This is a genomic window from Neorhizobium puerariae (assembly GCF_042429745.1).
Lineage (GTDB): Bacteria > Pseudomonadota > Alphaproteobacteria > Rhizobiales > Rhizobiaceae > Neorhizobium > Neorhizobium puerariae.
This window is the reverse complement of sequence record NZ_JBHMAA010000027.1, coordinates 55,599-76,218: the sequence shown is the minus strand read 5'-3', so window position 1 is coordinate 76,218 and position 20,620 is coordinate 55,599. Positions and strand designations below refer to the sequence as shown.

Sequence of the window (20,620 nt, the reverse complement as noted above, 5' to 3'; positions counted from 1 at the left end):
AGATTCATCGATCAGGAAGTTGTGGGGCAGCAATGCGGCATCGTCAATGACCCGCGACGATCGCGGGGCGACATTGCAATATCCGGTCTTTTCCCGCGCTGCGTTTGTAAAAAGATTGCCCTTATTTCGGCAGGGCTTGCGGGTTGATGCCCGGAACCCACTGGGTATTCGGCAGATCGGTGCCGGTGAAGGTCGTACCGTTTCCAGCCCTGCAGCGATAGACGCGCGTCGGCGCCACATCCCCATAGAGGATGTCGTACCTGCCGCGCGGCCGATAGACATATTCTATGTCGCTGGAACAGCTGTAGGAATCGCGCCTGACGCGTTCCTCCTCCGGCACCACGCCCGGCAGGTTCCTGAAATAGGTAGGCTGGCTTCTGCGGAATTCGTCGCGGTCCGCGGCAAAGACTTCCACGGGAAAAAGCGCGGCGACGATCAGCGCCACGAGCATCAGTGCCGGCAATATCCATGCACCCTTGAGCATCAACAGACTCCTCATCCGCGAAACCTGCGGATGAATCGAAGATATGAACGCCGGGGCGCCGGTTCCATGGGGCGGTGCCCACGTTTGCGTGATCATGGCCGGTTATCCAAAGACACGTCCTGCAAGCGGCGGTAGCCGGTCGGCTGCTCATAGAGCCAGCCGATGCGCCGCACCGCCGCCTCGAAGTTCTCGCGTGCGACGCTCATCGTATGGCCGTTGGCATGCAGAAGCGTCTCGCCGTTCTCCATGATGCCCACATGGCCCTTCCAGAAAACCAGGTCGCCGCGGCGAAGCTCATCGCGGGAGACGGGCGAACCGATCGAAGCCTGCATGTCGGAATCGCGCGGGGCGGATTTTCCGACCATCATCAGGGAAAGCTGCACGAGCGCCGAGCAATCGAGGCCGAAACCGGAACGCCCGCCCCAGAGATAGGGCGTCTCGACGAATTTCTCCGCCACCGCGACATAGTCGTCTCCCATGGTTTCGGCGACCGGCAGGCAATGACGGGCGATCACCGCCTCGCCGCCGGCCAGCACGAGATAACGGGTGCCGCGGGTTTCCACCTCGCCGGTCACCGCGATGCGGCTTGCCATGGAAAGAGCGGCAACGGGCGGCTTGCGGAGTTCGGGCTCGGGGTAGAGGAAGGTGCGCGGCGCCACGATGCGGTGAGTGGCCTCCTGCGGCGCGGCGAGCATCGTTTCGGGAAGATAACCGACATAACCGTCCTCATCCGCCTGCACCCAGGCAAAGCCGCCGGCGCGGTCGAAAACGCGAACCGTCTCGCCGAGCAGCAGTTCCGTATCGATGCCGCGGGCAAGATCCGGCGCGGGGCGCAGCCGTGCCACCGGCGCCGAAATGCGGGCAGGCTCGCCACGGACGAAACTGGCGGCCACGACAACACCCCTGAGGGTTTCGTCGGCCAGGTCGGGGCGGAAGGCGTGCAGGCGTCTGTCGGGCATTTTCGTCATGTCATGATCCAGGCCTGCGGCCTTCCCGGATGATCAGGTCGCCAAGCTTTTCGAGAAACAGCGCACCGCCGACGGTGCGCTTGATTACCATGTTGCGGCGGTCACGCTCGTCGCGTTCGCGATCCACCAGCCCCATCCCGCCCATCGTGTCGAGCGCGCGGGTGATGACCGGCTTGGTGACGCCGAGCGTGGCCGCAAGCCCGCGCACCGTGTGCGGCGGCGGCACGAGGTAAATATGCAGCAGGATCGACATCTGGCGCAATGTCAGATCGCGCCCGTCATGCCGCACCTGCTCCAGCGAGACCCGACGCCAGAGGCCCAGTGCCTCGGTCGCCGTCAGTTCAACCGGCATTTTCGCCCTCTGGTTCAAATCCCCCGGATTTTAGGGCGAAGGTCTTACCGGTTCGTTTCGGCGGCGAATCATTTCGCCGCCCTGTCGCGGATCACCTTGTAGAGCGCGCGGATTGCAAAGGCTTCTCCGCCGACGGGGGCATGGGGCTTGTCGGCCAGCACCCAGGCGTAGATGTCGAAATGCACCCAGCTCCTGGCGGCGGTGACGAAGCGCTTGAGGAAAAGCGCCGCCGTGATGGCGCCCGCCATGCCGCCCGAAGGCGAATTGGTGATGTCGGCGGCGCGCGAACGGATATCCTTGTCGTAACCCATCCAGAGCGGCAGGCGCCACATGGGATCGGCCTCCGCCCTGGCCGCTTCCGCAAGGCTTGAAGACAGGGTTTCGTCGTCGGTGAAATAGGGGGCAAGCTCAGGTCCGAGCGCCACGCGCGCGGCCCCCGTCAGCGTCGACATGTCGACCAGCAGGTCTGGCGGGTTCTCATCCGCGTAAGCAAGCGCATCGGCAAGGATCAGCCGGCCTTCGGCATCGGTATTGTCGATCTGCACGGTGATGCCCTTGCGGCTGCGGTAGATATCGCCGGGGCGGAAGGCATTGCCGGAAATGGAGTTCTCGATCGCCGGCACCAGAACCTGCAGGTCCACCTTCAGGCCCGCATCCATGATCATCAGGGCGAGGCCCATGACATTGGCGGCGCCGCCCATGTCCTTCTTCATCAGCGCCATATTGGCGGCGCCCTTGATGTCGAGGCCCCCGGTATCGAAGCAGACGCCCTTGCCGACCAGCGTCACGCGCGGATGGCCCTTTTCGCCCCAGCGCAGTTCCAGGAAGCGCGGCGGCGAGACGCTCGCGCGGCCGACCGTATGGACGAGCGGGAAGTTCTCTTTCAGGAGGTCGTCGCCGACGACCGAGGTGACTGTCGCGCCATAGCGATCGCCGAGCGCACGGAAGGCATCCTCAAGCTCGGCCGGTCCCATCTCGTTGGTCGGGATGTTGACGAGGTCGCGCGCCAGGAAGACGCCCGCGAGCTGCCGCTCGATATCCGCGGCATCGACCGTTTCCGGCAGGGAAAGCCGGACATCCTTCTGCCTGTCGGTCTTGTAGCGGCTGAAACCATAGGCGCCGAGGCCGAAACCCAGAGCAAGGCGGGCGGGCGAAATCGCCGTCGTCTCGACCCGCCAATCGCCGGACGGCAGGAGCTTCGGGAGCTTGCCGGCGATGAACGGCGCTTCGGCGGGATCGGCGCCAAGCCCGAAAAGGGCGCTCCCCACCTCGCCGTTCCCGGCCGGCACCAGAAGAAGGGCGCCGCCTTCCGCCTTGAAGCCCGCCGCCCTCGCCCAGGCGAGCGCCGCCGGATCGAACCCGCCCCCGTCGAGATCGGCCGGCGTCACGGCGTAGACGGGCTTTGTTGCCGCGCCTTTCGCGCTGAAGGAAGAGGAACGTTCGATATACTGGTAGGGGGTCATGGGGCGGCTTTCGCAAACGTCTGGAATCGTTGGTCTTAACGGTCTGTTAGGGTTAACAGTTTATTGCTGGGGTGGAAATGCGCCATATGCCGCCGCAGTCTCGAAAAGAGAGGAGCGGCGATACCGGACCACCCTACGAGACCCACACGATGACCGCTCCTGCCGCCCCGACGCCCAGCAAGACCTATCTCGCCCGGACAGCCATCGTGGCGTTCCTGGCGCTCTCGGTCGCAAGCTGCGCCACGAAGCGCGACGTGCAGACGACCGGTTCGATCCCGAAGGTTTCGGCCGCTTCGCTGGAAGGAATGAACGCAACGGAGCTCGCCGGCACGGAAAAATCGGTCGGTGCGGCCTATGTCCGCGATCCGAAGAACAAGGACGTCGGGTTGCGCTACGCAACGGTGCTCGGCATGACCGGCAAGAACGCCCAGGCGCTTGCGGTGATGCAGCAGGTGGCGATCGCCCATCCGGCGGACCGCGACGTGCTTGCCGCCTATGGCAAGGCACAAGCCGCCGCCGGCCAGCTCGAACAGGCGCTCGCCACGATCGGCCGGGCCCAGACCCCGGACCATCCGGACTGGCGGCTCTATTCGGCGGAAGGCGCGGTGCTGGATCAGCTCGGCCGGTCCGAGGAAGCGCGCAAGAAATACCGCATGGCACTCGACGCGCAACCGAACGAGCCGAGCGTGATCTCCAATCTCGGCATGTCCTACGTGTTGTCCGGTGATCTCAGGACGGCGGAAACCTATATGCGCAACGCAACGGTCCAGGCAGGCGCCGACAGCCGCGTGCGCCAGAATCTCGCACTGGTCGTCGGGCTGCAGGGCCGTTTCGCGGAGGCCGAGAACATCGCCCGCAGGGAACTTTCACAGCAGCAGGCCGATGCCAACGTCACCTATCTGCGCTCCATGCTGTCCCAGCAGAATTCCTGGGCCAGGCTTGCGGGCAAGGACGGCAAGGAAAAGCCCGGCAACACGAACTGAGCGCGAATTCCTCCACACGGAAACCGGCCCCCAGGAAACCGGCGATGGACCGGTTTCCCCGATCTCGGGGAAATGCCCCGAACCGCGCCTTACACAAGGCGCGAGATGACGGTGATGATGCCGCCGATCAGAACGAGATTGATGCACAGTCTTGCCAGCATTGCCATGTTCTCTCCGAATACACATCGCGTCCACCGCCCTCGGCCGAACAGCCGGAACCGTCACGATCCACGGGGATCATGGCCGCACGTCGCTGAACGCGCTGTGAAACCGGAATTCAGGAATTGTTCACCTGAAAGCCGCGCAAGGCCCCGGCGACGATCAGAAGCGGCGATCAGAACGTGTCGGCCACCTGGATGCCGGCGGGGCCGAGGATGACGGCCATCAGGACCGGCAGGAAGAACAGGATCATCGGCACGGTGAGCTTGGGAGGCAGGGCGGCCGCCTTCTTCTCCGCCTCGTTCATGCGTTCGTCGCGCCCTTCCTGGGCGAGCACCCGCAGCGCCTGTGCGATCGGCGTGCCGTAGCGTTCGGCCTGGATGAGCGCCTGGGTGACGGCTCTCACGCCATCGAGCTGGGTGCGGATGCCGAGGTTTTCGAGCGCCGTGCGGCGATCCTGCAAGAAGGAAAGCTCGGCCGTCGTCAGCACCATTTCCTCGGCAAGCGGTGGCGATTGCGGCGCCATTTCCTCAGCCACGCGGCGCATGGCCGCTTCCATGGAAATCCCCGATTCGACGCAGATCAGCATCAGGTCGAGCGCATCCGGCCAGGCGCGCTTGATGGAGGCCTGGCGCTTGTTCATGAGGTTGGTGACGTAGATGTTCGGCGCGTAGAAACCGACATAGGCAAAACCGATCGCCGCGAGCATGCGGATCGGGAACGGCCGCGTGGCAAGGTTGCCGAGCACGAAGATCCAGACCACGGCAGCGGCAAGGAACACGAAGGGCAGCAGGAAGCGCGCCACCAGGAACATGTTGAGGGCGTTCTGCGACCGCAGGCCCGCGGCGCGCAGCTTGTTGACCGTGTTTTCGTCCACCAGCGCCTTGCGGAGGTTGAACCGCTCGACGATATGGCGGACCGACTGATTGTTCTGCGCGCGCAGCGAACCCTTCGACAGATCGGAGTTCATGCGCGCCCGTTCGCGGGCGCGGATCTGCTCGCGCTCGGTGGAAACGGCCTTCATGCGCTTGTCGAGATTGCCCCTTTCGAAGAACGGGCTTGCCAGCGTGTAGAGCGTCGCGAAGACCGCGACCGCCACGAGGATGGCCAAAAGCAGGGTCGGGTCAGTGAGTGTAGTGGCAAGTCCCTTCACGATCCTCTCCTCAGATCTCGAAATTGACCATGTTGCGCATGACGAGAATGCCGATCGACATCCAGATGCCGGAGGCCAGAAGGATCAGGTGGCCGCGCGGATCGGTGAAGAGAAGCGAGATATATTCGGGCGAGGTCAGGTAAACGAGCAGCGCCACGATGAAGGGCAATGCGCCGATGATGGCGGCGGACGCCTTCGCTTCCATGGAAAGGGCGCTCACCTTGGCCTTCATCTTCTTGCGGTCGCGGAGCACCTTGGAGAGGTTTCCGATCGCCTCGGAGAGATTGCCGCCCGCCTGGCTCTGGATGGTGATGACGATCGAAAAGAAATTCACCTCCGACAGGGGCATGGTCATCATCATGCGGGAGCAGGCCTCGGGAATGCTCAAGCCGACCTGCTGGGACTCCACCACGCGGCGAAATTCCGACTTCACCGGCTCCTGGCCATCGGAAGCGATGAGGCGAAGCGCATCGTTGAGCGGCAGGCCGGACTTGATGGAACGCACCATGACATCGAGCGCATTCGGGAATTCTTCCAGGAACTTTCCCTGGCGGCGCTTGACCAGATATCCGACCACCCAGCGCGGCAGGCCGAGGGCGGCAACGAAGGCCGCCCCGGCGCAGGCAAGCATCGGCATGCCGGCGATCAGGCTGACCAGGAAGATGAAAATGCCAAGGGCGACGCTCAACATGTAGAAGCGCCCCATCGACAGCGGCAGGCCGGTCTGGGCAAGCCTGGACTTGATGCTGCCGCCGCCCAGTTTCCTGGCTTTCTCTTCCTGCTTCTTCTCCAGGTCCTTCAGCGAATCCTGTACGGACTTGCGGCGCTTGGAGAGTTCCTGCACGCGATCACGCGCAGCCTTGACCTTGGCGAGATCGGTTTCGGCAGCCTTGACGCGGCTTAACCGCGTGTCGGCCTTCTTTTCCACTTCCATGCGGGAGAACAGGAGGCCGTAGCAGACCGCAGCCGCGGCGACTGCCACGAGGGCGACGATCGCCACGACAGTGATATCCAGCCCGAACATGACGTGTTCCCCTCGATCCTCAGTCCTTGGCCCGTTCCATCGCGTCGAGCGCCGCTGCGAGACGCCTTTCCTCGTTGTAATAACGGGCGCGATCCCAGAAATGCGGCTTGACGATGCCCGTCGACACATGCCGGCCGATCAGGCGCCCGCCCGCATCCTCGCCTTCGATCTCGTAGCGCAGCAGATCCTGGGTGATGATCACGTCGCCTTCCATGCCGATCACTTCGGTGACCTGGGTAATCCGGCGAGAGCCGTCACGCAGGCGGGCCGCCTGGATGATGACGTCGATCGAGCCGGTGATGATCTCGCGCACGGTCTTGGCCGGCAGCGTGTAGCCGCCCATGGCGATCATCGATTCCATACGGCTCAGGCATTCGCGCGGCGTGTTGGCGTGGATCGTGCCCATCGAGCCGTCGTGACCGGTATTCATCGCCTGCAACAGGTCGAAGACCTCCGGTCCGCGCACTTCGCCGACGATGATGCGCTCGGGACGCATGCGCAGGCAGTTCTTGACGAGGTCGCGCATGGTGATCTCGCCCTCGCCTTCGATGTTCGGCGGACGGGTTTCGAGACGGACCGTATGCGGCTGTTGCAGCTGCAGTTCGGCGGTGTCCTCGCAGGTGATGATGCGCTCGTCGGTGTCGATATAGCGGGTCAGGCAGTTGAGAAGCGTCGTCTTGCCCGAGCCGGTGCCGCCGGAGATGACGACATTGCAGCGCACGCGGCCGATGATCTGCAGCAGGATCGCGCCTTCCGGGGTGATCGCCCCGAATTTCACGAGCTGCTCCAGCGTCAGCTTGTCCTTCTTGAACTTGCGGATGGTCAGCGCCGGCCCGTCGATCGCGAGCGGCGGCGCGATGACGTTGACGCGCGAGCCATCCGGCAGGCGCGCATCGCAGATCGGCGAGGATTCGTCGACCCGGCGGCCGACCTGGCTGACGATGCGCTGGCAGATCGAAAGAAGCTGGGCATTGTCGCGGAAGCGGATATCGGATTCGATCGTCTTGCCGCCCACTTCGATGAAGGTCTGCCCGGCGCCGTTGACCATGATGTCGGCGATGTCGTCGCGGGCGAGCAGCGGCTCCAGCGGGCCGTATCCCAGAACGTCGTTGCAGATGTCCTCGAGCAGTTCCTCCTGCTCGGAGATCGACATCGCGAAGTTCTTGATGGTGATGATGTCGTTGACGATGTCGCGGATTTCCTCGCGCGCGCTTTCGGTGTCCAGCTTGGCAAGCTGGGAAAGATCGATGGTATCGATCAGCGCGGAGAAGACCTGGGTCTTGGTGTCGTAGTAAAGCTCCGTGCGCGCCGGCCGGCGGCGGCCGGCGGCGGACTGGGACGCAAGCGGCGGCGGCGCGACGGGCTGGCGCTGGACGGCATGGTCGCGCATGGGTTCGGCAAGGACTTCCGGCGTCGCGGGTTTCGCCACGACGGGCGCGGACACGGCAGGCGCGGCAGCCGGCGGCGGAGCAAGCCCACCCGCGCTTTTCCCAAATCCCTCGTTTCCGCGTTTTCCAAACATGCCGGTTTCCTGGTGTTATGCCTTCTTGCGGGACAGCATTCCGAGAATGGCGCCGAGACCGCCCTTCTTCGCCTTCTTCATCGCGACGCGGCCGGTCACGATATGGGCGATCTGGGAAAAGGTCTCCGCCACAGGCGACTTGGCATCGATCTCGGAAATCATCCGGCCGCTGTTGGCGGCGTTTCCGAAAAGCGGCGCATCGAAGGGCAGGATGGCGATCGGTTCGATTTCCAGCGGCTCGATGAAATCCGCCGGCGCGATCTCCGGCCGCTTCGACATGCCGACCTGATTGAGGATGAGATGTGGTGCGCGATCGTTGGGCCGCAGTTTCTTCAGCGCATCGATCATGTTCTTGGTGTTGCGCAGATTGGCAAGATCGGGAACCGCGCAAATCACCACCTCGTCGACCTCGGACAGGACGGCCCGCGTCCATTCCGTCCAGCCATGCGGAACGTCGAGGACGGCCACCGGCGCGCTGCGCTGCAGAAGCTCGATGATCGGCGTGAAGGCGCCGCGGTCGAAATCGTAGGCGCGGTCGAGCAGCGAGGGAGCCGCCAGCAGCGACAGATGCTCGGAGCACTTGGTGAGCAGGCGGTCGAGGAAGACCTCGTCGAGACGTTCGGGCGCGAAAACGGCTTCGGCAATGCCCTGGGCCGGGTCCTGGTCGAAATCGATATTGGCCGTGCCGAACGGAAGATCGAAATCGGCGAGAATAGTTTCCGTCGAGAACAGTGTCGAAATGCCGAAGGCGCAGTTATGCGCGATCGTCGAAGAACCGACCCCGCCCTTGGCGCCGATGAAGGCAACCGACCGGCCGAGCGGCTCGGCTTCCGGATCGACGAAGATCGCGGCGATCGAAGCCAGCATGTCCGGCATCGGCACCGGCCCGACGAGATATTCGGAAATGCCGTTGCGGATGAGCTCGCGATAGAGCGTGATGTCGTTGTAGCGGCCGACGATGATGACCCGCGTCGACGGGTCGCAGACTTCCGCGAGCGGCGTCAGCTCGTTGAGCAGGTTTTTCGGCTCGGCCTCGGTTTCGAGGATGATCAGGTTCGGCGTCGGGGCCGACGCGAACATGTTGGCGGCCGCGGCGGTGCTGCCGATGGTGACACGCAGGTTGACCTTGGTCATGCGGCGATCCTGCGCCATGCGGTCCATCATCCGCTGCATGGCCTCGCTTTCGCAGAAGGCATGGATCGAGATACGCGGGAGCGGACGCAGGGCGTCGAAATCGCCCGGGCGCTCGCTTTCGGCAAACCGCTCGTCTTCAGCGGAAGTGCGGATTTCGTAGTTGATCGCGCTCATCGCCTTTCCCCGTCAATTGCCCGTGATGGTGATCGTCGTACCGCCGCTGGTGGTTTCCCCGCGATAGCCGCTGATGACCTTGACGCGCTGCGCCGCGTCGATCGGCGTCATGCCGCGAGGCGCGATGAGGTCCGTGGGATTGGCGATCTGGGCCGCGAGATTGTTCTGGCTCGCGCAGCCGAAATTGTACCAGTTCTTGTTGCCGAACGTGTTGTCCGTCAGGTCCGCCGGCCATTCGCCGCACTGGCTGGTCATCGCCTTGGTCGTCACGTAGGCAAGCCGGATAGGCGCCGCGTCGCCGGTCGGAGAAGCCGCATAACTTCCCGTCAGTATCCTGCCCTGCTTGATGCCCGACTGGGTCAGTATGCGGCGGATATCGCCCGCCATATGCTGGGCGGCCCCTGCATTGTAGGAGCCGTGCGGCACCTGGATCTGGATCACGCCGGCCGGCGACGCGGCGAATTGCTGGGCAAAACCGCGCACCATGTCCTTCATGCCGGTCGAAAGCCGGATATCTCCGGAAGCCACGGGAACGTCGAGCACATGTTCGCCCTCGGCCAGCACGATCGGATGGCGGGTCCGGTAGTCGTCGGGGATAGCCCCCGTGGTGAGCTGGCTATTGCCGCAGGCCGAAAGAAGCATCGCGGTCGCCACGAGCGTGGAGACCGAGGCGATCCTGCTGCGATGGGACCTGACTGCGACCCTGGCCATGACATCCTGTCCTTCGGCGGTGATTGCTGGTGTTTCGATGCTCATGACCGTTCACTTGTAGATAAAGCCGACCGCGCCATGATACTGGCCCGCCGCGACGGGCTCCTTGCGGCCGTAGATCTTGTTCACGCGGTTCAGGAAGAAGGAGGCTGCGTCGTTTTCCGGATTGAAGTTGTCGTCCGGCCGGGCGATCTCGTTGCGGGCGACGGGGCGGACAAGATAAGGGGTCGCGATGATCACGAGTTCGGTCTCGTTGCGGACGAAATCCTTGCTGCGGAAGAGCGTGCCGAGCACGGGCACCTTGGAAATGCCCGGAAGACCGGACATCGCCTGGCGGATATTGTCCTGCACCAGGCCGGCGATCACGATCGAACCGCCCGACGGCAGTTCGACGGTGGTCGAAGCCTCGCGCTTGCGGATCGACATATAGGTATTGCCCGGAATCCGCAGCGAGCTTCCGTTGCCGGTGTTGGCCGATCCCTCATAGGTCGGCTCGGACACGTTGGTCTCGATATTCAGGCTGATGCGGCCGGGGGAGAGCACGATGGGCTTGAAGTTGAGCTCGATGCCGTAGTCGACCGAATTGACCGTCCGAGTCACCGTGAGCCCACCGGTTTCCTTGTCGGTTTCGACCTCCTGTTCAGCCGGCAGACGATATTCGCCGCCAACGTAGAATTTCGCCTGCTGGCCCGAAATCGCCGTCAGGCTGGGCTCGGCGAGCGTACGCATAACGCCGGCCTGCTCCATGGCGTTCATGTATGTCGCAAGGCCGACATTGCCGACTGTTCCAGCCAGCACCCCGGTCGAGGCGAGATTGACCGCGTTGCCGAGGTTGGCCGGGTTGGCAAAGGAAATCGAACCCCTCGGCCCGGAAACCGAGCCGTTGAAACCGAGCTGCTTCAGCACCTGGCGGCTGACTTCGGCCACCGTGACCTTCAGCGTCACCTGATCCTCGCCCTCGATCGTCAGCAGATTGACGATCTGGGAAACCTGGCGGGTTTCGGCGAAGATGTCGGCGTCGCCGTTGTTGCCCTGGGCCGTGATGTTTCGCGTGGTCGCCTCGCCGCCCTTGAGGAAGGCCTTGGCGAGCTTTTCGGCCTGCGCGGAATCCTGCGGCGTCCTCACCGTGCCGGACAGGACGATGTTGTCGGAGATGATCTCCACCTTGATGTTCGAATCCGTCAGGAAGCGGCGGAGGTTCTGTTCGAGGCCGGAAATATCGCGCTCGATCTCCACGTCGAGGCTGACGATTTCCTCGCCATGCGCTCCGAAGACGAAGATGTTCGTCTGTCCGACCATCTTGCCGAAGAGATAGATGCGCCGGGACGTGCGCGTCACGGCATCGGCCATCGTCGGATCGGCGACGAGGATGTCGTGCGCATCCGCTGGCAGATCGACGACGAGAGCCTTGTTGAGACCGAGCTGCAGCCGCTTGCGGGCTCCCGGGCCGCTGTCGGTGATGCGGATCACGCTGCTGTCGGCCGCAAGGGCCTGGGCCGGAGCAAGGCCGATCGGCGCAACACCACCCGAAATGCCGGAAAAGGCAAGGCAGAAAGCCATGCCCGCCGCTGCCGAGCTACGAATCCTGCGTTTCAGACTGCTCACTTGACCGCTCCGTTCACTTCGCTTGCGCCGTCGCCGTGTTCTTGACGATCGCGCCTGATTTGATGACCTGGATATCGCCCTTGCCGTCGGCTCCATGCAGCAGGTATTCCGGCGCCGTCGTATCGGCTTCCTGGGAATCCGCCACCGAGCGGAGGGCAAGCGTCAGCCGCTGGGCCATCTGCTGGGCAACTGCAATGACCTTCGCCTGATCGGGCGTCAGCTCGAGCGTTGCGGTCGTCCCGACGACCGATTTCTTGCCGTCCTCGCTCTCCTGGATCTGCTGGTCGATCGCCAGTACGCGAACATTGTTCAGGATGTTCTCGGTGATGTAGCCGTCACCTTCCTTGTTCCCGCGCACCATGATGATGTCGACGCGGTCGTTCGGCAGCACGAAACCGCCGGCACCCGTGGCAACCGAAATTTCCGTGGCGACGGCCCGCTTGCCGGAAGGGAGCAGCGAGGACATGATCCGGCTGGAGGAGTCGGCGATCTTCTCGGCGCGAACCGGCTCGCCCTTGAACATCGGCATGCGAACCACGACGCCCTGGAGCTCGGTGATCGCGTCGGGCCGCTTCTCGTTGGTGATGAAGCCCTCGGCGATGCCGTTCTTCGGCCAGGCGAGCCACTGGATGGCCTTTTCGCTCAGGCGGCTGCCGACGGGCAGGTTTTCCGCCGAGACGAGGACCTTGACCGTCGGCTCCTTCTGGATCACGGTTTCCACCAGCCCGGGAGCCTTCTTGCCGGCAAGCCGCATGGCCAGCAGGCCGGCAAGACCAGCCGCCACCACGGCAACCGCGAGAATGATGATACGGGTGGGCTTCATGGCCATTCCTTGAGGGAACTTTAATTCCCCAGAGAATGGCTTCGAATGGTGTAATTATGGTTAATGCGATCTTTCCATCGTGCTAACCTTTATTGGAAAGCATTCATCGCAAGCAAATAGATGGGGGCCTGCCCGAATGTCAGGAAACCGGCAATGGCGATAGCAATGCCGTAAGGAATCTTCTTGGCGGTGACGAGCGAGGCCGGCAGGGGAATTCCCATCGCCATGACGGAACCCGCCCGCAGGCGCAGCAGGAGGAAGACAAGCGTGATGGCGCCGCCCACATAGCCCACCGTCACCAGGAAGGCGAGGAGCGAGTGATTGAACCCGTACCAGACGGCCGCGGCCGTCAGGAGCTTGGCATCGCCGCCGCCCATGACATTCAGGGCGAAGAGCGCGAAGCAGATGCCGAAGACGGCAAATCCCGCAACGAGATTCATGCCGATTTCCGGCCATGCGAGACCTGAAAGCGGTGCGAGGACGAGAAAGCCCGCCAGGATGACGATGGATATCCGGTTGGGGATCGTCATCGTGAAGAGGTCGCTGATGGCAGCGAGAGCCAGCGCCACCGGGAGCAGCGAGACGACCAGAAGAGCAAGTATTGCCAAGACCATCTCCCGCGTTCAACCTGATGGCATCATTCGTTGAGTGAACAAATGCATAAAGCCGCCCCTTTGGGGGCGGCTTGTAATCATGGCCAGCCCGCCGGGACTTATTCCGGCTGATGGTCCTTCAGGACACCTGCAATGCTGTTGAAGGTGTTGTCAAGCTGTTCACCGAGGGTCGTGGCGCCGGCGATCAGGGCAACGGAGATAAGAGCAGCGATCAGACCGTATTCGATGGCAGTCGCGCCGGACTCATCTTTCAGAAAACGAGCGAAAATCTTGGACATGGAACTCTCCTACTCGACATTTGTTGATTCAGCACTTCCCGACAACTGTTTCCGTTGTTCGGATAGGCGCAATCTACAGAGGGACGATTTCCACCGGCTTAAGAAATATCGTTATCACCCGGTTAACGAGGAATTGCCCCTCCGCGTGGTAAATGGAGCGCAAAGAAAAAGAATAATATTCGAGGAAGCGAGGCGGGCTGTTTTCTTCCTCGATAGCTTATAATTTACAGTAGTTTAGCCGACATCTTCCCGCCCCGACCGGGGGCGGTTCCGCCAAACGGGCGCCCGTTCGAAAAAGTTAAGAAGAAATCAAAAGCCTGCAAATGTGCCATTTAACCGTTCATTCACCAATCGCATCCATTCTTGCCTGACAACAACCGCACTCGAAGGCCGCCGCCAATGCTGTTCCATGGCATAATGATCCGACTTGCCGTTCTTGGAGGCCTGCTCCTTGCCGGCGGCGGACAAGCCTCCGCGCAGGAGCCGCAGGAAAGCGACCTGTTGCGTGTCTTTATGAATCATGCGCGCGTGCTGAAGCTCGACAGGCCGGTCAGCAAGGTCATCGTCGGCAATTCGAACGTCGCCGATGCCACGGTGGCCGATCCGACCACGATCGTGCTGACCGGACGCAGTTTCGGGACGACCAACCTTGTCCTCCTCGATGCCGAAGGCAATGCGATCGCCGACGAGCGCGTTCTCGTTTCCATCGATGAGGGGAACACCGTGCGGGTCTATCGGATGATCGCCCGCTCCGTCCTCTCCTGCACGCCGAATTGCGAGCAGCACGCCGAATTCCAGAACAGCGGCTCGAGCAACGGGACGCCCTGATCCGGGACAGACCTCTAAACTCCCGGTCACCGCGGCAACGGAATCTCAACAATCCGGCCGTACGATCCTGACGCTCGGAGGGGCTGTCGGACGGAAAGCATGTACCAGGATCATGACGATACCAGAGAAGATGCGATGATGCCGGCACGGAGAACGGGTGTCGCGTGGCGGCAGATCCTCCGATCGCGGGATGGCGCCGCCGCGATCGAATTCGCCCTGCTCGCCATTCCCTATTTCATGATCGTCTTCGCGATCGTCGAGACCTTCATTGCCTATACCGGCGAACAGATGGTCGCCAATGCGGTGGACACGATGGCGCGCCAGCTCCGAACCGGCAACATCACCTATAATCTCGGCCGCACCACCAACAAGGACCGGACGGAGTTCCGCCGGGCTTTCTGCAACGAAGTCGCCGTGCTGATCAAATGCAGCGAGGCGGAAATCGCCACCCCGGACAAGCTGTGGCTGGACGTCCGCAGCTTTCCGAGCTTCGCCGACATCCCGGACAGCGTCCCTTTCGATGCGGCCGGCGATCTCGACACGTCTTCCTTCGCCTATTCGCCGGGCGCGCAAAAGACGGTCAACATGGTCCGCGCCTATTATCGCTGGCAGGTGGTCACGGACCTGCTCCGGCCGTTGATCACCAACGTACGCCCCAGCGGAGGACGTCCCAACTATTTCCTGATCGTCGAAACATCCAGTTTCCGGACCGAGGATTATCCATGACGGACGAAACCGAGACGCGAGCCAAAGGCTTCCTCGCCCGGTTGAGGCAGCTTGCCCGGGACAGGCGCGGCGTCGGTGCCGTCGAATTCGCGCTGCTCGCGCCGCTGCTGCTCAGCCTCTATATCACGTCGTTCGAATTGACGCTGGGACTGAGCATTTCCAAACGCGTCAGCCGCACCGCCAGCGCGGTCGCCGACCTCGTGAGCCGCGAGACCACCGTGAACAAGGCCTTTCTCGCCACCATGAAGGACGTGGCGAACAGCCTTTTCGTTCCCTATACGGCCCATGACCTGGCGATCAGGGTTACCGGCGTGACGATCGACGCCAGCGGCAATCCGAAGGTTGCATGGTCCTGGAAAGACGACAACACGGTGCCTTATGTCGTCGGCTCCCCCGTCGACGTGCCGTCCACCCTGCGAACCCCCAGTTCCTTCCTCATCCGCTCCGAGGTCTCGGTCAACCATGAACTGCTGATGGTGCTGCCCGGCCTCATGTCGACGGACCTCAGGGTGGTCCCGATAGAGCGCGAGTATTTCTACCGCCAACGGCTTGGAAGCAGCGTCGACTGCTCGAACTGCTGACGGCACGGAATGCCGGCCCCTTTGCCAAGTCACGCCTGCGGCTATATGAATCCCGATTCACGCCGGTACAAAATGCCGGCCGGGTGGCATTTCAATCTGCAGGTGACCGATGGCGCGTGCCTTTCTGTTCGTTCTTGATTCCTTCGGCGTAGGCGGCGCCCGCGACGGGGAAGACTACGGCGACCTGGGCTCCAACACTCTCGGGCATATCGCGGAATTCTGCGCGGCGGGCCTCGGCGACCGCGCAGGGCTCCGGGAAGGGCCGCTGCGCCTTCCGAACATGTCGTCGCTCGGACTTCTGGAGACCGCCAAACTCGCCAGCGGCGACTATCCCGCCGGCATGCCCATGCCCGAACGCGTATTCGGGCTTCATGGCGCTGCCGACGAAATCTCCCGGGGCAAGGATACGCCATCCGGCCACTGGGAAATCGCCGGGACGCCGGTCATGTTCGACTGGGGCTATTTTCCGGGCGAGGGTGACGCCTTTCCCCCCGAACTGGTGGAGGCGATCTGCCGGGAGGGCGACATTCCGGGCATCCTCGGCAACTGCCACGCTTCCGGCACCGAGATCATCGAGCGCCTGGGCGAGGAACATATCCGCACGGGAAGGCCGATCTGCTACACGTCGAGCGATTCCGTCTTCCAGATCGCCGCGCACGAAATCCATTTCGGTCTCGACCGGCTCATGGCGCTCTGCGCGGTGGTGCGCGGTCTGCTCGATCCGCTGAATATCGGCCGGGTGATTGCCCGCCCCTTCATCGGCGAGACCGCGGCGACATTCCAGCGCACCGGCAACCGCCGCGACCTCTCCGTTCCGCCGCCCGAGCCGACGCTGCTCGACCGGTTGATCCGGGGCGGGCGCTCGGTACATGCCATCGGCAAGATCGGCGACATCTTCGCCCATCAGGGCGTTTCGCGCGTCATCAAGGCGGACGGCAATGGGGCGCTGATGGAGGCCACGCTGGCAGCCATGGACGAGGCTGCGGTGGGCGATCTCGTCTTCACCAATTTCGTCGATTTCGACATGCTCTACGGCCACCGCCGCGACGTGCCGGGGTATGCCGCAGCACTCGAAGCCTTCGATCTTGCCATCCCCGACATCCACCGGCGCCTGAAACCCGGCGATCTCGTCGTCATGACCGCCGACCATGGCTGCGACCCGACATGGCGCGGAACAGACCACACCCGCGAACGGGTGCCCATCATGGCGTTTGGCCCCGGCATCCGTTCCCGCTCGATCGGGATCAGGTCGACCTATGCGGACATAGCCGAAACCATCGCCGCCCACCTTTCGATCCCGCCCGGTCCCCATGGATGGAGCTTTCTTTGACCCGCAACCCGCTCAAGGCCGAAATCCATTGCCATATCGAGGGCGCCGCCCCGCCGGCACTCGCCGCGGCCCAGGCGAGCAGATACGGCGTCGATACGAGCCATATCCTGCGCGACGGCGCTTATGTCTGGTCGGATTTTTCCGAATTCCTAGTCTGCTACGACGCGGTCGCGGCCCTCTTCAAGACGGCCGAGGACTATGCGCTGCTGACCGAGACCTATCTGAACGAACTTGCCGCCGCCAACACGATCTACAGCGAGATCATCGTCTCGCCGGATCATGGCGACCGGATCGGGCTCGGAGCCGATGCCTATCTTGCCGGCATTTCCGACGGCATCCGCGCCGCGCGGGAGAAGACCGGCATCGAGGCGCGCATCATCGTGACCGGCGAGCGGCATTTCGGACCGGACCGGGTGATCTCGGCTGCCGAATACGCCGCACGCGCCGGGAACCCGCTCGTCACGGGCTTCAACATGGCTGGCGAGGAGAGGATGGGGCGCGTTGGCGACTATGCCCGCGCCTTCGATATCGCCCGCGATGCCGGGCTTGGCCTCACCATCCATGCGGGCGAGGTCTGCGGCGCCTTCAGCGTCTCCGATGCGCTCGACCTCGTAAGGCCGTCCCGCATCGGCCATGGCGTGCGGGCAATCGAGGACCCGGCGGTCGTGGAAAGGCTTGTCGAGCTCGGCACCGTGCTGGAAGTCTGCCCGGGCTCGAACATCGCCCTGAAGGTCTTTCCCGATTTCGAGAGCCATCCGCTGAAGGTCCTCAGGGCCGCCGGCGTGCGCGTCTGCCTCAATTCCGACGACCCGCCCTTCTTCCATACATCGCTGGAGCGGGAATACGAGATCGCCTCCGGCGAGATGAGGCTTTCGGATGACGAGATCGACGCAATGACCCGCACGGCGTTGGAAGCGGCCTTCGTGGACGAGGAGACGCGGGCGAGGCTGCTCGCCCGCTTCGATGCGGCCCGTGCGAGACCCGGGTATTGAAGCTCCGGGATTGGGGATGAGCTGACGAAAAGCCGTTGACGGCTTGCGGAATGCGCCTTTTTCCTCAAAGAAAGAAGAAACAGACAACAACGAGGGAAAGTTCATGGACGGCGTCACTGTCATCGATCACCCGCTGGTGCAGCACAAGCTGACGATCATGCGCAAAAAGGAAACCTCGACGGCCGGTTTCCGGCGGCTGCTGCGCGAGATATCGATGCTGCTCTGCTACGAGGTGACCCGCGATCTCGAACTCACCATGGAAACGATCGAAACGCCGCTGATCGAAATGCAGGCGCCCGTGGTCGAAGGAAAGAAGCTGGTCTTCGCCTCGATCCTGCGCGCCGGCAACGGGCTTCTGGAAGGCATGCTGGAGCTCGTCCCCTCGGCACGCGTCTCGCATATCGGCGTCTATCGCGACCATGAAACGCTGCAGCCGGTCGAATATTACTTCAAGGCGCCGGAAGACATTGCCGAGCGCCTCATCATCGTGGTCGACCCCATGCTCGCCACCGGCAATTCCTCGATTGCCGCGGTGGACAAGCTGAAGGAACGCGGCGCTCACAACATCCGCTTCCTCTGCCTGCTCGCCGCGCCGGAAGGCATCGCGAATTTCCGGAAAGCGCATCCGGACGTGAAGATCTATACCGCGGCGGTCGACAGCCATCTCAACGAGAAAGGCTATATCGTGCCCGGTCTCGGCGATGCCGGCGACCGCATGTACGGCACGAAATAGGCATTCTTCAGGGTTTTCTTACCAAGCTTTGAAATCAACGGCCCGTGGACGTTTCCATGGGCCGTTTTCTTATCGAACTCGCGCTATCAGAGACTTGTCCTGTTCATGCCGAAAGCATGTCGCGTCGCGGCGCGCTTGGGGAGATGGTTCATGCTTCTGCGCACTGTCGTTTTCGCCGCCATCGTGGCGTTCGTCGCAACGCAAATTCCAGCCATGATCAAGATCGCCGACCAGCCGCCCGTCGCCACTGCGAGCGCGGAGGCGCCGGCCACAGCTCAGCCCGCAGCGGCGACGCCCGGCAGCGCAACGCTCGAAGCCGATGCCCGCGGGCATTTCAACGGCGCCTTCCGCATCAACGGAAGGTCCGTGGACGGCCTCGTCGACACCGGCGCGTCGCTGGTCGCCCTCAACGAAACTACGGCGCGCAAGCTCGGCTTTGGCGCCAACAGCCTGGATTTCCGCTATACGGTGAACACCGCCAATGGCGGCACCGAGGCTGCCCGCGTGACGCTCGACCGCATCGAGATCGGCGGCGTGCGCGTCAGGGATATCGATGCCTTCGTGCTGCGCGACAAGGCGCTTTCCGGCACGCTCATCGGCATGAGCTTCCTGAAGAAACTCAGAACCTTCCAGGTGGAGGGCAGGAAGCTGAAGCTCGCCCAGTGATCAGGCGATGCGGCCGATGACCACCGGCGACGGCGCAGGCGCCGCATCGGCGATCGTATAGAAGAGGGCGACCTCCGAGGCGATCCTCTCGGCATCCTCCCTTGTCTTCGCATGCACCGTGGCGATCGGCTCGCCTTCCGAGACCTGCGCGCCGAGCGGCAGAAGCCCGTCGATGCCGACGCGATGGTCGATGGCGTCGGCGGCGCGCTTGCGGCCTCCGCCAAGCTCCACCACCGCCAGACCGACGGCACGGGTCTCGCAGGCCGCGAGATAGCCATCCCGTGAGGCTGTCACCCGCATCCGCACCGGGGCGGGTTCGAGATAGGCATCCGGCCGTTCGCAAAAATCAGCCGGCCCGCCCAGCGCATGCACCATGCGCGCGAAGCGCTCCATCGCCTCGCCCGAGGATAGCGCCAGCCGGGCCTTGCTTCCGGCCTCGGCCACGTCTTTCGCGATGCCGGCCTGAACCAGCATTTCCACAGCTTCCGCCAGGACAACCGTTTCGAGCCGCGTTCCGGCTTTCAGGCCAGCCAGAAAATCAAGGCAGTTGACCACTTCGAGCGCGTTGCCCGCCGCATCGGCAAGCGGTTCGTTCATATCGGTCAGAAGGGCGGCCGTCCTTACGCCGGCGCCGTTCGCCACCTCCACCAGCGAGCGGGCGAGGGTTTCTGCCTCCTCCGGGCTTTCCATGAAGGCGCCGTTGCCGACCTTCACGTCCAGCACCAGGCTGCCGAGCCCGGCCGCGAGCTTCTTCGACAGGATGGACGCGGTGATGAGCGGCACGGATTCCACCGTTGCCGTCACGTCACGGATCGCATAGAGACGCCGGTCGGCCGGCGCGAGATCGGAAGTCTGCCCTATTATGGCACAGCCAATCTCATCGACCACTTTGCGGAACAGGCGCTCGTCCGGCATGACGTTGTAGCCGGGGATCGACTGCAGCTTGTCAAGCGTGCCGCCCGTATGCCCCAATCCGCGACCGGAAATCATCGGAACCGCCAGCCCGCAGGCCGCCATGACCGGCGCCAGCATCAGCGACACATTGTCCCCGACGCCACCGGTAGAGTGCTTGTCCGCCACAGGGCGAGCGAGACCGTCCCATTTCAGGACCGTGCCGGAATCGCGCATGGCACGCGTCAGCGCCACTGTCTCATTACGGGACATGCCCCGAAAAAAGACAGCCATTGCGAAGGCGGCGGCTTGACCCTCGGTGATTTCCTCCTTCGCGAGACCCGCGATGAAGGCAGCGATCTCCCCGGCGGTGAGCGTCTTGCCGTCACGCTTGCGGCGAATGATCTCCTGCGGGATCATTGCGGA

Annotated in this window: 23 protein-coding genes; 8 read left to right on the top strand and 15 right to left on the bottom strand. The window is 63.3% G+C overall.

The genetic code is table 11. From position 1 onward, the window contains the following. Positions 1–121: 121 nt before the first annotated feature. From ACFFP0_RS22815 to ACFFP0_RS22800, 4 genes are all read right to left on the bottom strand, one after another. The gene (locus ACFFP0_RS22815) at positions 122–484 is read right to left on the bottom strand and encodes a hypothetical protein (RefSeq protein WP_377264504.1); all 363 of its coding nucleotides are present in this window, start codon (positions 482–484) and stop codon (positions 122–124) included. 92 nt (positions 485–576) lie between these two features. Beyond that, a complete protein-coding gene (locus ACFFP0_RS22810) occupies positions 577–1,443 on the bottom strand; it encodes a C40 family peptidase (protein ID WP_377264514.1) in 867 nt (288 codons plus the stop codon). A 10-nt stretch (positions 1,444–1,453) separates the two neighbouring features. Beyond that, positions 1,454–1,804, bottom strand: a complete 351-nt coding sequence (locus tag ACFFP0_RS22805) for a MarR family transcriptional regulator (protein ID WP_377264503.1) — start codon at positions 1,802–1,804, stop codon at positions 1,454–1,456. A 68-nt stretch (positions 1,805–1,872) separates the two neighbouring features. Then, the gene (locus ACFFP0_RS22800) at positions 1,873–3,267 is read right to left on the bottom strand and encodes a leucyl aminopeptidase family protein (protein WP_377264502.1); all 1,395 of its coding nucleotides are present in this window, start codon (positions 3,265–3,267) and stop codon (positions 1,873–1,875) included. A 149-nt stretch (positions 3,268–3,416) separates the two neighbouring features. Between ACFFP0_RS22800 and ACFFP0_RS22795 the strand changes: the two genes are divergently transcribed. Continuing rightward, the gene (locus tag ACFFP0_RS22795; protein ID WP_377264501.1) at positions 3,417–4,250 is read left to right on the top strand and encodes a tetratricopeptide repeat protein; all 834 of its coding nucleotides are present in this window, start codon (positions 3,417–3,419) and stop codon (positions 4,248–4,250) included. A 334-nt stretch (positions 4,251–4,584) separates the two neighbouring features. Here the strand turns inward: ACFFP0_RS22795 and ACFFP0_RS22790 are convergent, their stop codons facing one another. The 10 genes from ACFFP0_RS22790 to ACFFP0_RS22745 all read right to left on the bottom strand — a co-directional run bounded on the left by ACFFP0_RS22790 (position 4,585) and on the right by ACFFP0_RS22745 (position 13,969). Further along, a complete protein-coding gene (locus ACFFP0_RS22790; RefSeq protein ID WP_377264513.1) occupies positions 4,585–5,565 on the bottom strand; it encodes a type II secretion system F family protein in 981 nt (326 codons plus the stop codon). Positions 5,566–5,572: 7 nt separating this feature from the next. Continuing rightward, positions 5,573–6,586, bottom strand: a complete 1,014-nt coding sequence (locus ACFFP0_RS22785; RefSeq protein ID WP_377264499.1) for a type II secretion system F family protein — start codon at positions 6,584–6,586, stop codon at positions 5,573–5,575. 19 nt (positions 6,587–6,605) lie between these two features. Further along, on the bottom strand, positions 6,606–8,108 hold the full coding sequence (locus ACFFP0_RS22780; RefSeq protein ID WP_377264498.1) for a TadA family conjugal transfer-associated ATPase: 1,503 nt from the start codon (positions 8,106–8,108) through the stop codon (positions 6,606–6,608). 15 nt (positions 8,109–8,123) lie between these two features. Then, positions 8,124–9,416, bottom strand: coding sequence for a CpaE/TadZ family protein (locus ACFFP0_RS22775; protein WP_377264497.1), 1,293 nt, complete (start codon positions 9,414–9,416; stop codon positions 8,124–8,126). A 12-nt stretch (positions 9,417–9,428) separates the two neighbouring features. Next, positions 9,429–10,172, bottom strand: coding sequence for a CpaD family pilus assembly protein (locus ACFFP0_RS22770; protein ID WP_377264496.1), 744 nt, complete (start codon positions 10,170–10,172; stop codon positions 9,429–9,431). A 6-nt stretch (positions 10,173–10,178) separates the two neighbouring features. Further along, entirely contained in the window at positions 10,179–11,687 is a 1,509-nt protein-coding gene (locus ACFFP0_RS22765) for a type II and III secretion system protein family protein (protein ID WP_377264512.1), read from the bottom strand. 58 nt (positions 11,688–11,745) lie between these two features. Beyond that, entirely contained in the window at positions 11,746–12,555 is an 810-nt protein-coding gene (cpaB, locus tag ACFFP0_RS22760) for a Flp pilus assembly protein CpaB (protein ID WP_377264495.1), read from the bottom strand. 89 nt (positions 12,556–12,644) lie between these two features. After that, positions 12,645–13,169, bottom strand: coding sequence for an A24 family peptidase (locus ACFFP0_RS22755; protein ID WP_377264494.1), 525 nt, complete (start codon positions 13,167–13,169; stop codon positions 12,645–12,647). 98 nt (positions 13,170–13,267) lie between these two features. Then, positions 13,268–13,447, bottom strand: coding sequence for a Flp family type IVb pilin (locus tag ACFFP0_RS22750; RefSeq protein ID WP_377264493.1), 180 nt, complete (start codon positions 13,445–13,447; stop codon positions 13,268–13,270). A gap of 309 nt (positions 13,448–13,756) precedes the next feature. Next, entirely contained in the window at positions 13,757–13,969 is a 213-nt protein-coding gene (locus ACFFP0_RS22745; protein WP_377264516.1) for a hypothetical protein, read from the bottom strand. Here ACFFP0_RS22745 and ACFFP0_RS22740 point away from each other — a divergent pair. The 7 genes from ACFFP0_RS22740 to ACFFP0_RS22710 all read left to right on the top strand — a co-directional run bounded on the left by ACFFP0_RS22740 (position 13,865) and on the right by ACFFP0_RS22710 (position 19,303). After that, the gene (locus ACFFP0_RS22740) at positions 13,865–14,275 is read left to right on the top strand and encodes a pilus assembly protein N-terminal domain-containing protein (protein ID WP_377264492.1); all 411 of its coding nucleotides are present in this window, start codon (positions 13,865–13,867) and stop codon (positions 14,273–14,275) included. The two genes, ACFFP0_RS22745 and ACFFP0_RS22740, sit on opposite strands and share 105 nt — an antisense overlap. Positions 14,276–14,374: 99 nt before the next feature. Next, positions 14,375–15,001 carry a TadE/TadG family type IV pilus assembly protein gene (locus tag ACFFP0_RS22735; RefSeq protein WP_377264491.1) on the top strand — a complete coding sequence of 209 codons (627 nt, stop codon included), beginning with the start codon at positions 14,375–14,377 and terminating at the stop codon, positions 14,999–15,001. Then, positions 14,998–15,582 carry a TadE/TadG family type IV pilus assembly protein gene (locus tag ACFFP0_RS22730; protein ID WP_377264490.1) on the top strand — a complete coding sequence of 195 codons (585 nt, stop codon included), beginning with the start codon at positions 14,998–15,000 and terminating at the stop codon, positions 15,580–15,582. Before ACFFP0_RS22735 ends, ACFFP0_RS22730 begins: the two co-directional genes overlap by 4 nt. Positions 15,583–15,691: 109 nt before the next feature. Beyond that, the gene (locus tag ACFFP0_RS22725; protein ID WP_377264489.1) at positions 15,692–16,912 is read left to right on the top strand and encodes a phosphopentomutase; all 1,221 of its coding nucleotides are present in this window, start codon (positions 15,692–15,694) and stop codon (positions 16,910–16,912) included. Further along, positions 16,909–17,904, top strand: a complete 996-nt coding sequence (locus ACFFP0_RS22720) for an adenosine deaminase (RefSeq protein WP_377264488.1) — start codon at positions 16,909–16,911, stop codon at positions 17,902–17,904. The genes ACFFP0_RS22725 and ACFFP0_RS22720 overlap by 4 nt, the downstream gene beginning before the upstream one ends. A gap of 103 nt (positions 17,905–18,007) precedes the next feature. Then, on the top strand, positions 18,008–18,637 hold the full coding sequence (gene upp / locus ACFFP0_RS22715; protein ID WP_377264487.1) for a uracil phosphoribosyltransferase: 630 nt from the start codon (positions 18,008–18,010) through the stop codon (positions 18,635–18,637). A 150-nt stretch (positions 18,638–18,787) separates the two neighbouring features. After that, complete coding sequence (locus ACFFP0_RS22710; RefSeq protein WP_377264486.1) at positions 18,788–19,303, top strand: TIGR02281 family clan AA aspartic protease; 516 nt, start codon at positions 18,788–18,790, stop codon at positions 19,301–19,303. Here ACFFP0_RS22710 and deoA read toward each other — a convergent pair whose 3' ends face one another. Next, a complete protein-coding gene (deoA, locus tag ACFFP0_RS22705) occupies positions 19,304–20,614 on the bottom strand; it encodes a thymidine phosphorylase (protein ID WP_377264485.1) in 1,311 nt (436 codons plus the stop codon). Positions 20,615–20,620 lie beyond the last annotated feature (6 nt).

Bases quoted from the DNA above. Each gene is read 5' to 3' on its own strand.
- ACFFP0_RS22815 (WP_377264504.1), bottom strand. From the start codon at position 484: ATGCTCAAGGGTGCATGGATATTGCCGGCACTGATGCTCGTGGCGCTG.
- ACFFP0_RS22810 (WP_377264514.1), bottom strand. From the start codon at position 1,443: ATGCCCGACAGACGCCTGCACGCCTTCCGCCCCGACCTGGCCGACGAA.
- ACFFP0_RS22805 (WP_377264503.1), bottom strand. From the start codon at position 1,804: ATGCCGGTTGAACTGACGGCGACCGAGGCACTGGGCCTCTGGCGTCGG.
- ACFFP0_RS22800 (WP_377264502.1), bottom strand. From the start codon at position 3,267: ATGACCCCCTACCAGTATATCGAACGTTCCTCTTCCTTCAGCGCGAAA.
- ACFFP0_RS22795 (WP_377264501.1), top strand. From the start codon at position 3,417: ATGACCGCTCCTGCCGCCCCGACGCCCAGCAAGACCTATCTCGCCCGG.
- ACFFP0_RS22785 (WP_377264499.1), bottom strand. From the start codon at position 6,586: ATGTTCGGGCTGGATATCACTGTCGTGGCGATCGTCGCCCTCGTGGCA.
- ACFFP0_RS22780 (WP_377264498.1), bottom strand. From the start codon at position 8,108: ATGTTTGGAAAACGCGGAAACGAGGGATTTGGGAAAAGCGCGGGTGGG.
- ACFFP0_RS22775 (WP_377264497.1), bottom strand. From the start codon at position 9,416: ATGAGCGCGATCAACTACGAAATCCGCACTTCCGCTGAAGACGAGCGG.
- ACFFP0_RS22770 (WP_377264496.1), bottom strand. From the start codon at position 10,172: ATGAGCATCGAAACACCAGCAATCACCGCCGAAGGACAGGATGTCATG.
- ACFFP0_RS22765 (WP_377264512.1), bottom strand. From the start codon at position 11,687: ATGGCTTTCTGCCTTGCCTTTTCCGGCATTTCGGGTGGTGTTGCGCCG.
- cpaB (WP_377264495.1), bottom strand. From the start codon at position 12,555: ATGAAGCCCACCCGTATCATCATTCTCGCGGTTGCCGTGGTGGCGGCT.
- ACFFP0_RS22755 (WP_377264494.1), bottom strand. From the start codon at position 13,169: ATGGTCTTGGCAATACTTGCTCTTCTGGTCGTCTCGCTGCTCCCGGTG.
- ACFFP0_RS22750 (WP_377264493.1), bottom strand. From the start codon at position 13,447: ATGTCCAAGATTTTCGCTCGTTTTCTGAAAGATGAGTCCGGCGCGACT.
- ACFFP0_RS22740 (WP_377264492.1), top strand. From the start codon at position 13,865: ATGATCCGACTTGCCGTTCTTGGAGGCCTGCTCCTTGCCGGCGGCGGA.
- ACFFP0_RS22745 (WP_377264516.1), bottom strand. From the start codon at position 13,969: ATGATTCATAAAGACACGCAACAGGTCGCTTTCCTGCGGCTCCTGCGC.
- ACFFP0_RS22735 (WP_377264491.1), top strand. From the start codon at position 14,375: ATGTACCAGGATCATGACGATACCAGAGAAGATGCGATGATGCCGGCA.
- ACFFP0_RS22730 (WP_377264490.1), top strand. From the start codon at position 14,998: ATGACGGACGAAACCGAGACGCGAGCCAAAGGCTTCCTCGCCCGGTTG.
- ACFFP0_RS22725 (WP_377264489.1), top strand. From the start codon at position 15,692: ATGGCGCGTGCCTTTCTGTTCGTTCTTGATTCCTTCGGCGTAGGCGGC.
- upp (WP_377264487.1), top strand. From the start codon at position 18,008: ATGGACGGCGTCACTGTCATCGATCACCCGCTGGTGCAGCACAAGCTG.
- ACFFP0_RS22710 (WP_377264486.1), top strand. From the start codon at position 18,788: ATGCTTCTGCGCACTGTCGTTTTCGCCGCCATCGTGGCGTTCGTCGCA.
- deoA (WP_377264485.1), bottom strand. From the start codon at position 20,614: ATGATCCCGCAGGAGATCATTCGCCGCAAGCGTGACGGCAAGACGCTC.